A 17,192-nucleotide genomic window follows, 5' to 3' on the forward strand; every position below is an offset into this window, starting at 1 on the left:
TTAGAAAATACTACACTGGAAGTAAGACTTTTGTCATTAATAAAACCGTAACCACACCAGCTAAACCAATGCGATAAATAACAAAAGGCATAAATGTCTTAGTACTTATTAATCTCATAAAGAAAACTATAACCGCATAACCTACAAGGAAAGAAACAACAGTTGCCACTATTAAAGGCAACACTTCAACTTGTAAATTAGACTTTAGAGCTGCTTTAAGTAAAATATAAAATCCTGAACCAAATATTGCTGGCATTGCTAATAAGAAAGAGTACTTAGCAGCATCTTCTCTGCGGTATCCCATTAGACGACCAGCAGTAATAGTACCGCCAGATCTAGATACCCCAGGGATTAGAGCTAAAGCTTGAGCGAAACCAAAAACTATAGCATTTGCCCACGATAGGTTTTCTATGCGATAAAGCTTTTTGCCATATTTATCAGCCAATCCTAGGAATATAGCGAACAGGAATAAAGTCAGTACAGTTATCCACAAGTTCCTAAAAGTTGTCTCAATCCAGTCTTGTAAAAGTAGACCTAAAATAACAATAGGTATTGAGCCTACTATTATCATCCATCCTAATCTAACATCGGTGTCATTGTTTTTGATTCCTGATGTTTTTATAAAACTTAGACACCATTTTTTTATGATACGTACAATATCTTTGAAAAAGTAAATTAGTACAGCTAGTTCAGTGCCGATTTGTATAATAGCAGTAAAGCCAGCTCCCGGATCTTTCATTCCTAATAGTTCACTTGTTATGCGTAAATGTGCTGATGAAGAAATAGGAAGAAACTCTGTCAATCCCTGAACTATACCGAATATGATGGCTTCTAAAATACTCATAGTTACCCTTAGAGTTGTGTCTAAATTTATTTACTAGGTAATAAGTTTTACCTATTCATAATACTATCTTATTAATTAATCATCTATATCTATAGTTCATCAATTGTTTTAACTTCATATGGGAAAGAACGCAAAGCAATATACTCAGTCAAAAAATCTTTATGTTCTTCACAAGCAAGCCAAGTTTTTGTTCTATCAGTGTGTATATTTGGGTTAGACCATACAATGGCATATAGTCCCTTACCATTACACCCTCTTGCGCTACAAATTTTATCCAATGTTCCTTTAGAAAGCATGATTACATAATACTAGAGTTATAAAAATTTGGTAGTCTTAGGAAAAATAATATTGCTTTTATCCAGAATACTTACTATTCACTGCTACAAGTTGTCAGTTCGCGAGTTACATATTTATCCTTGTATATCACTATTAAGTATCAGTTTCATATAGAGTTTATTTCAACACAGTTTTCAAAGCATTACACAACACAAGGGCAAATAGATAAACTTATGTGTAACCTTTCGTAATATTTATAAAAATAAGTAATGTATTAATACAAATATTTAAGTTAAAGAAACTAAATCCATATACTCATCATTCCACAAATCTTCATCACCGTCAGGTAACAGCAAAACTCTTTCAGGGTTCAAAGCTAAAACTGCCTCAGGATCGTGAGTAACTAGTACAACTGCTCCTTCATAGTTAGCCAAAGAATACAAAACTTCTTCCCTGCTTGCTGGATCTAAGTTATTAGTAGGCTCATCGAGTAATAGCACATTGGCTCCTGAGGTAACTAAGGTAGCTAGTGCTAAACGAGTTTTTTCACCACCTGATAAAACTGATACCTTTTTATAAACATCTTCACCAGTAAATAAGAACTGCCCTAAAATATTACGTATTTTAGTTTCATCCATATCTACGGCTTCTTTTTCAAGATTCTCGTACACAGTCAAATTAAAATCTAAAGTATCGTGTTCCTGTGCATAGTATCCTATTTTTACACCATGCCCTAGCTGAACTTTTCCCCAAGTCGGTTCTTCAATACCTGCTATAAGCTTAAGTAGAGTTGTTTTACCAGCACCATTTAGTCCTAAAACTACAACTTTTGAGCCTTTATCTATAGCAAGGTTAACATCAATAAATATTTCTAAACTCCCATAAGTTTTGGTAAGTTCTGAAACAGAGATTGGAGTTTTTCCACATGGCAGAGGTGTAGGAAAACGTAAGCGCGCAACTTTTTCTTGCTTTTCTTCTTGAGGTAAGCTGGCTAGCATTTCTTCAGCTCTGCGAATCATCTGTTGAGCAGCAACTGCTTTAGTGGCTTTTGCCCTCATTTTTTCACCTTGAGCTAGTAATACATCAGCCTTTTTACGTATGTTTTGGGCTTGCTTACGCCTACGCTTAACATCATCTTCTCTTTGCTTAATATAAGCTTTATACCCCATGTTATAAAAGTCTATAGTTTGTCTAGTAGCATCTAAGAAATACACTTGATTTACGACTTCTTCAATTAGATTTATATCGTGAGAAATAATGACACATCCACCACTATAAGTTTTCAAGTAGTCTCGAAGCCATAAAATGGAATCATGATCTAAATGGTTAGTAGGTTCGTCCAATAGCAATATATTCGACTCTGAAAATAAAATACGTGCAAGCTCAACTCTGCGACGTTGCCCACCTGATAAAGTTCCCAAAGGTTGTTCAACAGTTGCTTCATTCAAACCGAGATTTGAGCATATACTGTAAGCTTGACTCTTAGCCGCATATCCCCCATTCATAGTGAATTCATGGTCTAAACGGATATACTTTTCCATAGCTTTTTGCTGTTTTACCCCTTCAAGAGTGGACATTTGATATTCAGCTTTTTGAATTTTCTCCAGCAAAACATCTATGCCTCTTACGCTGAGGACTCTATCTATGGCTTTCATATTTGGGTCAGCGTGTGCTGGATCTTGAGGTAAATATCCTATGGGAGTGCTACTTGAAATTTGCCCATCGTGTTCTATATTTTCGAGATTAGAGGTATCACCAGCTAACAGACGCATAAGTGTTGTCTTACCAGCTCCATTTCTACCGATGAGACCAATTTTCATGCCTTTATCAACTTTTAGTGACACATCTTGCATTAGTACTCGTGCCCCTATGCGTATAGTTAGTCCGTTAGTCTGTATCATTTTTCCCTTAAAAACTTTGCATACAAGTGAGTCTGTTTAGTAACAATTTTTATATTATTTATCTTAAGAAACCTTGAAAATTATACTATTTATATTCTAGCTTTATCAAATACATATATTTAAAGTTACGTTGTGTTTATGTGAGATACTTTCAATACATTTTGTTATATACTTACGTGAAGTTTTTATTTTTATAACTCTTTTATATCTGCTTTATTATCTTAGTGAATAAAGAATGTATACTTTTATTCCAATGTGCATGAACATTTTACGGTATACAAAACAAACACTACTTATAGTTATTTACAAGTAATCACCAAAAGTTTAAAAGTAAAATAGTGCTGAAACAATGCTTCAAACCAACACCATTCCAACACTATTTACAAGATATTCTCTATATTCTGCAACATATCAGCTTTTAGAAAGTCAAACCGTATAAAACCTAGAATTTCTTCCTACTACCAGGCTTTACTACTTCTAGTTCACCCTCTGCACATAAAGGACATTCAGCATTATCATACGCATCAACTTCCAAAGCAACAGCAGATGTCAAGTCATATTCCATATCAGCTTTGCCATTTGTACGGTCAATAATTGAAGCAATACCTACAACTTCAGCCCCCAGTTCTTCCAAAACTTTGATAGTTTCCAAAGAAGACTTTCCAGTAGTTACAACGTCTTCAACAATAAGCACTTTTTCACCAGGTTTTATAAAAAATCCACGACGCAAAGTCATCTCATCGTTTTCACGCTCAGTAAACATTGCACGCACACCTAATGCTCGTCCAAGTTCGTAAGCTACAACAATTCCACCCATTGCCGGACCTACAACAGCATCTACTGTAATACCTTTATTTTCTAGCTTTTCTTCGATAACTGAGCATATTTTCTCTGCACTGTCTGGATACATCAAAAGCTTTGCACACTGAACGTATCGGTTGCTGTGTTTGCCTGATGAAAGTAAGAAATGCCCCTCTAGTAAAGCTTGTCTTTCTTTTAATATTTCTAACACCAAGTCACTCATTTTCCCCGCCTTTTCATTTTCTTTTACAAAAACTAATCCATAAATTAGTTATATTATTCCAGTTATTTCTTTTAGATTTTTTATGCCTTCTTTTTCACAAAAGCTTTCCATTCCTTCAATAATGTCTATCATTACTGTTGGGTTTATAAAGTTAGCTGTGCCTACTTGAATTGCAGTAGATCCTGCCATAATGAACTCTATCGCATCTTTGTAATCCATAATTCCGCCCATACCTACAATAGGCACATCTACAACGGAGTAAACATCTCTTACCATGCGTAAGGCTATTGGTTTTATGGCTGCACCTGATAGTCCGGCTGTTATATTGTCAAAGACTGCTTTGCGTTGATGAATATCTATTGCTAGAGCATTGAAAGTATTTACTAAAGATAAGCAATCAGCACCTGCTTCAACACAAGTAAGGGCCATATCTTTTATACTTTCAGCATTTGGAGATAACTTTACCATCAAAACTTTATCAGTATGAGCTCTAACTTCTTTGATAATTTGGTAAGCTGAATCGCATTTTATACCAAAAGCCATTCCCCCCTCTTTAACATTAGGGCAAGAAATATTAAGCTCAATTATCTTAATATTAGTTTTATCTATAAGGTCAATAGATTTCACGTAATCTTCTATTTGAGAACCACCAATATTAGCTAATATTTGAGTATCCAGTTTTTCCATATACGGTAATTCTTCTTCTATAAAAGTAGGGACCGACGGATTTTGCAAACCTATGCTGTTCATTATTCCTGAGGGGGTTTCCCATATACGAATACCAGTATTACCGTCTCTTCCGCCATAAGTTAAACCTTTAGTAGATATTCCACCAATGCGGTTCAAATCCATATATTCAGCAAATTCTCTACCGAATCCAAATGTACCGGAAGCTCCGATAACAGGGTTTTTAAACTTCACTCCACAAATATCAACTTCTAGCATTAGAACACCACTTCACTAGCTTCAAATATTGGTCCATCTTTACATATTCTACGCATTTGATCTTTGACTCTGCAGCTACAAGCTAAGCAGGCACCTATGCCACATGCCATTCTGCTTTCCAAAGATAGATCTATAGGTATGTTTAAACCTAGATTTTTTACTGATTTCATCATTGGATTAGGTCCACAACAGTATATTTTGTCGTAGTAATTTTTCTTAATTATTTCTGTTACAAATCCTTTATGTCCAACGCTACCGTCATTTGTTGTTATATAAATGTTATCTACGTATGGTTTGAATTCGTCAACAAAGTATGTTTCGTCTCTAAACCCTAGGTATAAATCAATTTCAGCGTCTATTTCTTTAGCTAAGTACAGCATAGGAGCAATTCCTATTCCCCCAGCTACAAGTGCGACTTTTTTCCCAACTTTTGAAGAATCTATATTGAACCCGTTGCCTAGTGGCCCCAGTACTTCAACTGTTTCTCCGACGGTTTTTTCAGCCATAATTTTTGTGCCTTTTCCAACCACTGCATATAGTAATGTAAGAGTTGTATCTGTTACATCACATATACTAATTGGGCGTGGTAGCATAGTTTTGTCTTCAAAGCATTTCACCATGTAGAATTGTCCAGCTTTAGCTACAAAATTACCTTTAACTACCATTTTGTAAATATTGCTTGCAATTTTTTCGTTAGTGATAACTTCAACTGTTTCGTATGCTTTATTCACCACGTATACTCTTCCTCATATCTAGAACTGCTTGACGTGTATAATAGGCAAATTTTTCTTCCCCATCTTCAAAATTTTGATAGTGTTTTATGATGCCTCTAGATGAGTTTACAACTCCTCCATTGAACTCGTCTAAATATTGCCTAATATCTTCAGCTTTAGCTCCTTGAGCACCATATCCTGGTAGTAAGAAAAATATATTGTCATACCTTTGACGTATTTCTTTAGCTTCTTCACCATGAGTTGCTCCTACGACAAATCCTAGTGATGAATAACCTTTTTCACCCACCAGTGTGTCGGCTATTTCCTTTAGCTGATCTCCTACATGAAAGTATAAAGGCTTTCCATCATGGTCTACACACTCTATATCTTTAGCCCCTGGATTAGAAGTACGCAATAGGACGAATATACCTTTTTCACCTGTTTTTAAGTAATCGATATATGGGGTTACGCTGTCCATTCCCATATAAGGATTAATAGTTATGAAATCCGTCTCAAAGTCTCCTTCAAAATGTGCTTTAGCATATTCTTTAGCTGTGCTTGAGATATCTCCTCTTTTTATATCACCTATGCTAAGCAGTCCTTTTTCTCTCAAGTATTGAACAGTCTTTTTGTAGGCTTTCAATCCTTCAATACCATGAGCTTCATAGTAAGCAATTTGTGGCTTATAAATAGCTACAATATCGTCAGTTGCATCAATGATTTGCTTGTTATATTCAAAAATCACATCTGATAGATTCTCGTATTTTTCTTTAATATTTTTAGGAATATAATCTAAGTGACTATCTAAACCTACGCATACAAACCCTTTTTGTTCCACTTGTTCATATAGTTTATCTATAATCATTAAAAATTCTCTTCCTTGTATTTAATTTCGCCTTTTTTAATTGTCGCTAGGATTTGACCATAGTATTTTTTGCCTGCAAAAGGAGTGTTTTTACTCTTGGAAGCAAAAGTAGATGGATCTACTGTGATTTCTTTTTCAGTATCAACAATAACTAAATCAGCTTCGTATCCTTGTTTTATTAGGCCTTTGTTGATTCCTAAAATTTTAGCTCCGCCGTATGAAAGTAGCTCTGATAGTTTCCTAATGTCTACTCCGTTGTTTTTAACTAGTGAAGTATAGGAAACGCAGAACGCTGTTTCTAAACCTACCATTCCAGGAGCACCGTTTTCCTTATCTTCTTCAGTATGAGGAGCGTGGTCAGTGCCTATAGTGTCTACCACGCCTAGTTTCACTGCTTCAATTAGAGCTTGAACGTCTGTTTTGCTTCTAATTGGAGGGTTTACTCTATAGTTTAGGTCGTACAAGCTTATATGATGAGGTGCTATCTCACAAGTTACTTTTACGCCTTTTTCTTTAGCTTTTTGTATTGCTTTTACAGCATCAATAGTGCTTACGTGGCAAAAATGTATTGGTGCACCAAGTTTTTCAGCTAAATATAAATCCCTCATTGTGATTAAATCTTCAGCATATCTGTAATCTATCTTAGATAATTCAGATTCTGCATGAACCATTATGAGTTTGTCATTTTCTTTAGCTTTTTTCAAAGCATGATACATTACTACATCTGAGGGTACACCTTTTCCATCATCTGAAAGTAGTTTTGTACTTAGCTTTGAATAGTCTACAACTGTTGTAGCATCAAAATTTTCAGTTACGGCAACTGCCTGATAAATATCAACTAAACCTATTTTTTCTGCACGAGTAATGATATCTTTGTGTTTTTCTTCGCTATCACAAATAGGATTAGTGTTAGCCATAAGATTCACAGTCGTGTATCCGCCTTTTACTGCAGATTTTGATCCTGTTTGCAAATCTTCTTTATAAGTAAATCCTGGATCTCGAAAATGTACATGCAAATCAACGAAAGCAGGCATAACTGTCTTATTTTTTGCATCAATTATTGTAGTGTCACTATCAGTTTGTATTTGATCAGCTACTTTACTAATAAGACCGTTTTCGATTAGAATTTCGCTTTTTGCAATAGTATCTTTATCAACAATTACAGCATTTTTTATTAGTGTTTTCATTTTACTTTCCAGCGGTATACAAATTATCACAGTAGTTGCAACGATATATGCCTTCTTCACGTTTTAATAAAACAAAATGGGTTTCAATATTTTCATGGCATGTAATGCAACGAGGATTTTTACATTTGATGAATCCTTTTACTGTTTCAGGTAACACCATTGAAATTTTTTCTTTTATATTGCCATTTTCAATGATATTTACTGTTAGATTTTTATCTATTAAACCTAGAATTGCAAGATCAACATCAATTTTGTTTTCAACTTTAATTATGTCTTTTTTACCTAGTTTTTTGGAGTCTACATTCATAATCAATGCAACTGCATAGCTAGCTTTATCTAACTCTAGCAATTTGAATATTTCATATCCATAGCCTGTTTTAATATGATCGATTACTATGCCTTTTGATATACTATCAATTTTTAACATTACTTGACCTCCAATAGTGTTAAGATTAGTGCCATTCTTATAATCATTCCGAATCTGACTTGTTCAAAATATTTTGCTCTGCTATCTTTATCAACTTCAACGCTGATTTCATTTACTCTAGGTAGTGGGTGCAAAACAATCATGTCTTCTTTGGCATTATTTAGTTTATTTTGATCCAAGATGTATATATCTTTTAGTCTTACGTAATCTGCTTCGTTGAAGAAACGTTCTCTTTGTACACGTGTCATATACAATATATCTAGCTGATCAATTATTTCCTCTAAGTCTCTTACTTCTGTAAACTCTATATTACGTTCACGCAAGTACATTTTTATATATTCAGGTATTTCTAGTTCTTCGGGTGAGATAAATATGAACTTATTACCTTCAAATTTAGATAGTGTTTTTACTAGTGAGTGAACTGTTCGACCAAATTTTAAGTCACCACATAGTCCGACAGTCATATTTTCTAATGTACCTTTTGTTTGATAGATAGTTAGTAAGTCTGTCAAAGTCTGTGTTGGGTGCTGATGTCCACCATCTCCAGCGTTTATAAAAGGAACTGATGCTACTTCTCTAGCCAGTTCTCCAGCTCCTTCATGTGGATGACGCATTGCAATTATATCTGTGTAAGCACTAACTGTTCTAATAGTATCAGCTAAACTCTCACCTTTAGTTGCTGAGGAAACCTTTGGCTCAGGAATTGTTATGTATGTGCCACCTAAACGTAGCATAGCAGCTTCAAAGCTTAGGCGTGTACGAGTTGATGGTTCAAAAAACAAAGAACCTAGTACTTTGCCCTTACATAAATCAGCGTATGCTAATGGATTTTCATAAATTTTTGATCCTAGCTCTACGATTTTTTCGAATTCTTCTTTAGTGAAGTCTTCATTACTTACTAGACTTTTGTATTTTGCCATGTTCCTCTCCTATTTTTAGGGCATAAAAAAAAAAGAGAAATAACATTTGTTATTTCTCTTTGATTAAAACTACTTTTCTTTTTTTAATTACTCGTAAGCAACAATCATTTTTAAAACTATTAAGCATTTTGATTAGAAAAACTAAATTTGAAAAATAGAAATCACTTTTAGCAACTACACATTTTTGTATATTTGTAAAAGTCATTTTAGTCACTCACATATCATCTGTATTTTTCCTCAAATAATTAGATAATATTTTTTCAAAAATGTAAATAGGATTTTGTATTTTTCTCACATATTTTTTGTAAATTTTTCATCACATATCAATATAGCAAAAACAAAGGAAAATACAGTGCGACTATTTTATGGAGAAAAAAATAAACTTCTATAGACTATATAATCTATCTTGAAAGTATTTAACGTTTAAAGGTTTAAGAAACTTTTAAACATTAAAACCTAATGCTCGTAGCTGATCTTTACCGTCATCTGTAATCTGTTCCGGCCCCCAAGGCGGTAGCCACACCCAATTTATCTCTACTTCCTCTACAAGTGTTGAAAGAATATAACGCACTTGTGTTTCTATTACATCTGTAAGAGGACAAGCAGGAGATGTCAAAGTCATATCTATTGTTGATTTACCATTTTCATCTAATGTAATCCCATATACTAGACCTAAGTCAACAATATTTATCCCTAATTCAGGATCTATCACATCTTTTAGCGCTTCTTCAACATCGTAAGCAGTAATAACGTTTTCATCGCTATCAGCATTACTAGCTTGTTTTTCAGTTTTACATTCACAAGAATGATTTTCTACCTTAGTTGTTGCACATTTATGGTCAATTGAGTTTTCTTGAACTGTACGGATAGGAATTTTATATTTTTCAGGTATCTCATCATTAGATTCCATTGGATTTACCATATATTTTCCTTACTCACATCATGCAGATAGTTGTTCACCAATATAAATCATATGTGGCTTCAAACCGTTTTCCACCACTTGATTAGTAATTATAACTTTTTCAAGGTTATCTATACTTGGAACTTCAAACATTATGGGTTGTAGTACTTCTTCCATAATTGATGAAAGTCCCCTAGCTCCAGTAGCCCTGTTAATAGCTTTTTTAGCAATAGCTCTCAATGCTTCCTCTTCAAAGATTAACTCAATATCATCTAGCCTAAATAGTTGCTGATATTGTTTAACCAAAGAGTTTTTGGGTTCAACAAGAACTCTACACAATGAGTTTTCATCTAAAGCACTAACATTCGTTACAACAGGCAAACGACCAATAAATTCAGGGATTAAACCAAACTTATGTAAATCTTCCGTAGTAACTTTACTGTATAAATCACCATATTCTTTAGTAGACTTTAGATCTGAACCAAATCCCGTTGAACGCTGTCCTAAACGCTTTTTAACTATTTCATCAATTCCAGCAAAAGCTCCAGCAGCAATAAATAAAATGCTAGAAGTATCAATTTCAATATACTCTTGATGTGGATGCTTTCTACCGGGAGTAGGCGGTACTGAAGCAACTGTGCCTTCAATGATTTTTAGAAGAGCTTGTTGCACTCCCTCACCTGATACATCTCGAGTAAGCGAAGCATTTTCACCTTTACGTCCTATTTTATCTATTTCGTCAATGTAGATAATTCCTCGTTGAGCTTTTTTGATATCGCCATTTGAAGCATTTATAAGCTTTAACAAAATATTCTCAACGTCTTCACCCACATATCCAGCCTCTGTAAGAGCTGTGGCATCTACTATCACAAAAGGAACATCTATAAGCTTTGCCAATGTTCTAGCCAAATGTGTTTTACCGGTACCGGTTGGTCCTAGTAGTAAAACATTCGATTTAGTCATTTCTAGAGAAATATCAGTGTCTATAGTTGAAGCATTAACTCTTTTATAATGGTTGTATACAGCAACTGATAAAGCTTTCTTAGCAGTTTCTTGTCCGATCACATAGCTTTGCAAAAAGTCGAAGATCTCCTGAGGCTTAGGTAAATATGTTATCTCTACCTGAGATTGTGAAGCTTTTTCTTCAACAATTTCCTTACATATATCAACACATTCATCACAAATATATGCACCAGGACCAGCAATTAGTTGCTTCACCTGCTTTTGGTTTTTACTACAAAATGAGCAAACTATGAACTCACGGTCGGACAAGAATTCTCCTAAATTGTTTCTTTTCTAGAAGTTAGAATCTGGTCAACAATACCATATTCTAGTGCTTTATCAGCTGTCAAAATATTATCACGTTCTATGTCTTTTGAAACTTCTTCTGCAGAACGATTCGTATGTTTTGCTAAAGTGTTTTCGAGCCATTCACGCATACGTAAAATTTCATTTGCGTGGATTTCAATATCAGAAGCCTGAGCAAAAGCTCCTTCAAAAGATGGCTGGTGAATCAAAACACGAGAGTTAGGTAATGCTAGGCGCTTACCTGGAGAGCCAGCAGCCAAAAGCACAGCTGCTGCTGAAGCAGCTTGTCCCAAGCAAACAGTCTGAATCTGAGGCTTGATGTATTGCATGGTGTCGTAAATAGCAGTCAAAGCAGTAAACGAACCACCTGGTGAGTTGATGTACATAGTAATCAAGCCGTCAGGATCTTGGGATTCTAACACTAACAGCTGTGCCATAATGTCATCAGCGGAAGCATCATCAACTTGCACACCTAAGAAAATAATTCTATCTTCAAATAGCTTTGAATATGGACTTTGACGCTTATATCCGTATGCTGTACGTTCTTCAAATTCTGGCAAGATATAACGTGATTGAGGCATTTGTGGAGCATATCCATAAGGCATTGCCATATTTGAATTATATGTTGAGTTATTCATCGTTATTTCTGTCCTTCATCTGTGTTATTTAGAATTGAACTTGAATGTTCAACAACATGGTCTACGAATCCGTATTCTTTTGCTTCTTCTGCTGTAAACCAGTGGTCACGATCAGCGTCAGATGTAACTTCTTCAAGTGTTCTACCTGTTTGCTCAGCAGTTAGTGAGGCAAGAGTCTTTTTCATATTCAAAATAAGTTCAGCATTAATGCGAATATCAGTTGCTGTACCACCAATACCACCTGAAGGTTGGTGCATCATGATTCGAGCGTGTGGTGTAGCGTAGCGTTTACCTTTTGCTCCAGAAGATAGCAAGAACTGTCCCATTGAAGCAGCAAGACCAACTGCAACAGTTGCAACATCTGGCTGAATGTACTGCATAGTGTCATAAATAGCCATACCTGCTGTTACAGAACCACCTGGAGAATTTATGTATAGATAAATGTCTTTATTAGGATCCTGAGCTGCTAGTAATAGCATTTGCGCACAAATAGCATTAGCGTTCTCATCTCTAACTTCAGAACCTAGCCAAATTATACGTTCTTTTAGTAGGCGATCATATACGTGATCTGTAAGTCCCATCGATGGACTACCCTCGTTAGCTTGTGGCAAACTCATTCTTCCTCCTGTATATTATTTTGCTTATACTAAAGTATCCTATCTTGAGCCAAGAATACAGTAGAACATACAGTTTTTCGCTATTAGCTTAGGCATAGTTTAGAGTATTTACTTCTAAGTAAAACATTCAAAAACATTACGCATATTTCCTGCTTTATATATTTACTCAAATTCTAAAATATATACTCAGCAAGTTTCTAACAAATATTACATTTATATTGTAGATGATTTTGTTATAGAAAATAGCGCATTAAATGCTAAAGGGTGCATAAGGTCTTGCCTCACACACCCTTTACAAAAATCAGTTATTCTGTTTCTTCAGCAGTTTCTTCGTCTTCTGCTGCGTCTTTAGTAAATTCACTTAGGTCAACGACGTTACCATCAGTGTCTTTAACTGTTGTCTTACGCAATACTGAAACCAAGCTCTTGTTGCGTGTAATATCAGCAACCATCATACGCATTTGTTCAGAACTTGAGCTTTGAAGAATCTGTGATGGATCAATTCCGTATGCTTGAGCCATCTGGAACATGTATTCTAGTAGTTCACGCTGTGAAACCTCAATTTTTTCCTCTTCAGCCAAAACATCTAGAAGAATTTGTTCACGCAAAGTCTGTTCGATTTCTTCACGTACCTTTTCTTTCTCAGCTTTCTTCATGTTCTGTGGAACACGAGCTTTTAGCTCAGCTGAAACGATATCTGTTGGTACTGGGAACTTTTCAATCTTTTCTTTGACTAGTTCAAATACCTTGTCGCGTGCTTGCAATGCACGTTCAGTTTCTTTGCGTTCAGCAATCTTTGATGACAACTCACTGCGTAGTTCTTCTACTGTGTCATGCTCTGAAGCTAGTTGTACAAATTCCTCGTCAACTTCAGGTAGTTCCTGCTCTTTTACAGCTTTAACAACGATGTTAATGTCTGCTTTCTTGCCTGCATGAGCGCCACCAACTAGTTCTGACTTGAATTTCTTCTTCTTACCTACTTCTAGACCAAGAAGAGCTTCATCCAAGCCTTCTAGCATCGACTTTGAACCAACTTCGTATGAGTAACCAGCAACTGAGTCAACTTGTTCACCCTTAATTGTTGCTGTTAGGTCAATTGATACGAAGTCACCTTCTTCTACTGGGCGTTCTACACCTTTTAGTGTTCCAAAACGCTTACGTAGAGCTAGCAATTCGTCATCAATTTCTTCATCTGAAACACTAATTGTGTCAACTGTAACTTCAAGACCATCTAGGTTTGGTAGTTCAATTTCAGGACGAACTTCAACAGTTGCTACGAATACTAGGTCAGCATCGCGTCCCTTACCTTCAGCACCTGGGGCCTGAGTAACTTCAACATCTGGTTGTCCCATTGGCACAACATTTGCTTCAGCAATTGCTGTGTCGTACAAATGTGGCATTGCTAGTCGTGTAGCTTGCTCAACTACTGCACTAAATCCAACACGGCTATCTACAACTCGTGGTGGGATCTTTCCACGACGGAAACCTGGGATATTGATTTGCTTAGCAATTTCTTTATAAGCTACATCGATTTCTTTTTGAATTTCACTTACTGGAACCTCAACGTTTAGTTTGACCTTTGTAGGTTCTAGTCTTTCCACGGTCGTTTTCACTGTGTTGCACTCCATAGAAAATAGTAGTAACGACTATCTAAGTATAGATAGGCCTTGTTTTATAAGGCTATAGACTAGACTATTCTATGTTATTTATTGAAAAAAATACACTTACTAAATGAAAATACTTTAAATATTTAGCTCTTTTATATCTTTTTGAAGTCAAAACTTAAAATTTATGTTTTATAAGTATAAGCAAATTTTCATCACTATATCGTATCTTTTTGATAGTAAACTTTTAAACAGAAGTATTTAAGTAAGCTTGTTAAATACAATTTTCAGCTTATGCACATAGATTATAAAGTTACATATGAACTATAGACAACAAAAGTATTGTATAAAATAACTCATTATAAGTACTTACAAATAAATTATTTTAAATAAAAATGTCGGGGTGGCGGGACTCGAACCCACGACCTTCCGGTCCCAAACCGGACGCGCTACCACCTGCGCTACACCCCGAATTGACTTTTACGTTTGTCAATTACCTAAACAATGATACATGATGATTTGAAAAAAACAAGTTAATTTTAAAAGTATTTTACTGTATAAGTGTATATAAACTATCTTACCCTTCATTTTTCAAGGAAAAATCAGTTTTAAATATTAAATATAAAGAGCAGTATTTTTGTGTATTATAAATTTTCCACATGCATTCTTGCGTTAAATAAAAAATACATATATAATGATTTCTCGTCGCACATTATATGCGGATATGCGGATGTAGTTCAATGGTAGAACTCCTGCCTTCCAAGCAGAAAGTGCGGGTTCGATTCCCGTCATCCGCTCCATGGATATATTCTTTTAATATGGTTATCGAAATATAGGTAAAATTACCTTATTTTCCACTAACCGCAAACTTATTTCTTAGTCCAATTAACGGGAAACAGTTCAGTATGGTTGGGGTCTGAACATACTGATATCACGGTATATTTCTCTCATGATACTGATTCAAGAATTTAGGTGACAAAATAGTTGGACTGGAACCATCAGAATCTACCTTCGTGACTAACTACGCTAGAAGTTACGCAACCTACGTAATGCTACCGCGTCACACTAGTAGAGGTCTTACCCTTCTTTCTCAGCGCCCCAGAGCATTGACTACAAGAAGAAGTCATAATTCTTATCTACTGAATTTTAGTTTTTCGCACTTCTGCCCATCGAGTCGCGAAAAACTCCATTCTTCAAATAATACTTTTTACACTTCAATCTGAAAGGTTGATAATGTAATATATACGAGGAAATGAGAATATTCAAGAAGTACAAATACTACTTGGAGGAGAATAAGGTGTTTCGTAAACTAATTGAGAAAAAAGTATTAACTTCTATTATGATACTCTCTTTATTTGGAACGGGTCTGCTTGTGAATCCGATTCTGGTTCATCCATCGCCTCACGAAGATAACGTGCAGGCTGGCTTCAGTATCATCCAGCAGTTTCGGTTTGAGAAGAAATTGGACATGACTAATGCCCCTGACAGAACGAGGGTACCTAGACTCTCCGTTCCTTTTATACTCAGTGAGATACCGAAGGGCAAGGAAAAAGAATATGGCATCGGTAAATTTGCTGATGCGGGACAGGATTTTTTCATTCAAAAGGGTGAATTTAAATCAGGAAATGAAGCGGAATGGGAGGTAGTAACCTTCAACCCGGACGATGCTTATGACGAGAAGCTTACTGATTTAATAGATAATCATCCAGATAATGGGGGCGCCATATTGGATCACAACATAAGATATAACTGGGGAGGATTGAGGTCCAGTGATGGTGTTCAGACCGCACAGGCAGGCTATGATTCGAGCAAACCTGGAGACGATACTTATACAGAAGATAGGCGTGGCTGGCCAAAGGACACTATTGCATGGCGTTGCTTCTATGAAGGTGGAGGGATAGGTGCCTTCGATGATGGCTGTCAGCTTCTGCTCGAGTATTCTTTCGATACTTTCTTTTATTCTCAGGTCTATAATTTACGAGCAAATATAGCCGTGACCTATTATGCAACACCTGTACAAAGAACTTTGTTTACTCATAAGGATGTTAATGCGGATGGAACTATCAATTCGGTATCCAAGTCTTTATGGCGTCCTAAGCCCGTCAGGGGAGGATATGTTGATGAGAATACAACAGATACAGAGGCATTAAGAAAAGCTTTTAAGAGAGATTTTCTACAAGATGATATTCCAACATTTACAGAACTTTCGCATAAATTAAAGGATAGCTATACCACGTCAAATGGAGAGCCAAAAGACTACAGAATAAGGAGATACTTACTTCGAGAAGGGAAGCCTACAGGTGAAGATGCTGATCTGATTGCTTCTAATAATCAGGTCAAAATCGTTGATATATTAGATTATAACGATAATTTCATGATCTTTAACTCCGTAGAAGAAGCGGATGCATACTACGAGAATATCAGTTTGCAGGGTTTTAGCTCATACGATGATGTGCCAAACAGCTTTATCAAGCCTGTAACTTTTGTAAACAAATACAAGTCTGAAATTTCTATCAGCAAGGTGGATGAGAATGGCAAGCCTCTTGCAGGAGCGGAATTCGTAATCACGCCTAAGAATTCTGAAAAGGTAGTTGCAAACTGGACCAGTGACATGGATGTTAAGGCTCTAAGACTTGATGAGGGAGATTATGTTCTTAAAGAGACAAAAACTCCTGAAAACTATGAAACATTCGGCGAATTCGGCTTCCATGTGGATAAGAACGGGTTAATTAAAGCGACAGAAAACCATAAGAATGTAACCGTAGATGGTTCTAAACTTACAGTAAAGAACATCAAAATAAAAGTATCGCCAAAAGACAAGCCGAACAATCCACCAAAAGACGAGCCTAAAAAACCAAGCAATAAAACATTGCCAAAGACAGGAACAGATGGAGTTAATCTATCGCTGTATGTTGGATTAATGGCATTATCAGGTACATTGTTATTGGGAATCGGAGCGTTAAAAGGACGTAAAGAAGAACATAGCCGATAAAAAGCACAGGCTGAAGGTTCATTGTACAGG

16 protein-coding genes and 2 tRNA genes are annotated in these 17,192 nt (G+C 35.7%); 2 read left to right on the plus strand and 16 right to left on the minus strand.

Annotated features, from left to right (window positions below):
* Positions 1–10: 10 nt before the first annotated feature.
* The 16 genes from HCQ94_RS03630 to HCQ94_RS03705 form a co-directional block, all read right to left on the minus strand.
* Positions 11–844, minus strand: coding sequence for an undecaprenyl-diphosphate phosphatase (locus HCQ94_RS03630; protein WP_166981985.1), 834 nt, complete (start codon positions 842–844; stop codon positions 11–13).
* A gap of 89 nt (positions 845–933) precedes the next feature.
* On the minus strand, positions 934–1,140 hold the full coding sequence (locus HCQ94_RS03635; RefSeq protein ID WP_166981988.1) for a hypothetical protein: 207 nt from the start codon (positions 1,138–1,140) through the stop codon (positions 934–936).
* A gap of 267 nt (positions 1,141–1,407) precedes the next feature.
* On the minus strand, positions 1,408–3,021 hold the full coding sequence (gene abc-f, locus HCQ94_RS03640; RefSeq protein WP_166981990.1) for a ribosomal protection-like ABC-F family protein: 1,614 nt from the start codon (positions 3,019–3,021) through the stop codon (positions 1,408–1,410).
* A gap of 442 nt (positions 3,022–3,463) precedes the next feature.
* Positions 3,464–4,045: an orotate phosphoribosyltransferase gene (gene pyrE / locus HCQ94_RS03645; protein WP_166977732.1), complete on the minus strand. Its 582-nt coding sequence runs from the start codon at positions 4,043–4,045 to the stop codon at positions 3,464–3,466.
* A gap of 48 nt (positions 4,046–4,093) precedes the next feature.
* Complete coding sequence (locus tag HCQ94_RS03650; RefSeq protein WP_166981992.1) at positions 4,094–4,990, minus strand: dihydroorotate dehydrogenase; 897 nt, start codon at positions 4,988–4,990, stop codon at positions 4,094–4,096.
* Positions 4,990–5,724, minus strand: coding sequence for a dihydroorotate dehydrogenase electron transfer subunit (locus tag HCQ94_RS03655; RefSeq protein ID WP_166977736.1), 735 nt, complete (start codon positions 5,722–5,724; stop codon positions 4,990–4,992). Before HCQ94_RS03655 ends, HCQ94_RS03650 begins: the two co-directional genes overlap by 1 nt.
* Positions 5,714–6,568, minus strand: a complete 855-nt coding sequence (gene pyrF / locus HCQ94_RS03660) for an orotidine-5'-phosphate decarboxylase (RefSeq protein WP_166981995.1) — start codon at positions 6,566–6,568, stop codon at positions 5,714–5,716. The genes HCQ94_RS03655 and pyrF overlap by 11 nt, the downstream gene beginning before the upstream one ends.
* Positions 6,568–7,755: a dihydroorotase gene (locus tag HCQ94_RS03665; protein WP_166981998.1), complete on the minus strand. Its 1,188-nt coding sequence runs from the start codon at positions 7,753–7,755 to the stop codon at positions 6,568–6,570. The genes pyrF and HCQ94_RS03665 overlap by 1 nt, the downstream gene beginning before the upstream one ends.
* A gap of 1 nt (position 7,756) precedes the next feature.
* Positions 7,757–8,182 (minus strand): aspartate carbamoyltransferase regulatory subunit, encoded by a 426-nt coding sequence (locus HCQ94_RS03670; protein ID WP_166977742.1) that lies wholly within the window; start codon positions 8,180–8,182, stop codon positions 7,757–7,759.
* Positions 8,182–9,102 carry an aspartate carbamoyltransferase gene (gene pyrB / locus HCQ94_RS03675; RefSeq protein WP_166977744.1) on the minus strand — a complete coding sequence of 307 codons (921 nt, stop codon included), beginning with the start codon at positions 9,100–9,102 and terminating at the stop codon, positions 8,182–8,184. Before pyrB ends, HCQ94_RS03670 begins: the two co-directional genes overlap by 1 nt.
* 442 nt (positions 9,103–9,544) lie before the next feature.
* The gene (locus tag HCQ94_RS03680) at positions 9,545–10,024 is read right to left on the minus strand and encodes an iron-sulfur cluster assembly protein (RefSeq protein ID WP_166982001.1); all 480 of its coding nucleotides are present in this window, start codon (positions 10,022–10,024) and stop codon (positions 9,545–9,547) included.
* Between the two features lie 18 nt (positions 10,025–10,042).
* Positions 10,043–11,275 (minus strand): ATP-dependent Clp protease ATP-binding subunit ClpX, encoded by a 1,233-nt coding sequence (gene clpX / locus HCQ94_RS03685; RefSeq protein WP_166982004.1) that lies wholly within the window; start codon positions 11,273–11,275, stop codon positions 10,043–10,045.
* 8 nt (positions 11,276–11,283) lie between these two features.
* Complete coding sequence (locus tag HCQ94_RS03690) at positions 11,284–11,949, minus strand: ATP-dependent Clp protease proteolytic subunit (RefSeq protein WP_269775632.1); 666 nt, start codon at positions 11,947–11,949, stop codon at positions 11,284–11,286.
* A 2-nt stretch (positions 11,950–11,951) separates the two neighbouring features.
* Positions 11,952–12,566 carry an ATP-dependent Clp protease proteolytic subunit gene (locus HCQ94_RS03695; protein WP_166982007.1) on the minus strand — a complete coding sequence of 205 codons (615 nt, stop codon included), beginning with the start codon at positions 12,564–12,566 and terminating at the stop codon, positions 11,952–11,954.
* A 305-nt stretch (positions 12,567–12,871) separates the two neighbouring features.
* A complete protein-coding gene (gene tig, locus HCQ94_RS03700; protein ID WP_166982010.1) occupies positions 12,872–14,179 on the minus strand; it encodes a trigger factor in 1,308 nt (435 codons plus the stop codon).
* A gap of 389 nt (positions 14,180–14,568) precedes the next feature.
* Positions 14,569–14,641 (minus strand) — tRNA-Pro (locus HCQ94_RS03705).
* 255 nt (positions 14,642–14,896) lie between these two features.
* Between HCQ94_RS03705 and HCQ94_RS03710 the strand changes: the two genes are divergently transcribed.
* Both HCQ94_RS03710 and HCQ94_RS06225 read left to right on the plus strand, forming a co-directional pair.
* Positions 14,897–14,970: transfer RNA gene (locus tag HCQ94_RS03710), tRNA-Gly, on the plus strand.
* Positions 14,971–15,422: 452 nt separating this feature from the next.
* Positions 15,423–17,162: a prealbumin-like fold domain-containing protein gene (locus HCQ94_RS06225; protein WP_198426288.1), complete on the plus strand. Its 1,740-nt coding sequence runs from the start codon at positions 15,423–15,425 to the stop codon at positions 17,160–17,162.
* Positions 17,163–17,192 lie beyond the last annotated feature (30 nt).

This window comes from Actinomyces sp. zg-332 (genome assembly GCF_011751945.2).
Lineage (GTDB): Bacteria > Actinomycetota > Actinomycetes > Actinomycetales > Actinomycetaceae > ZJ293.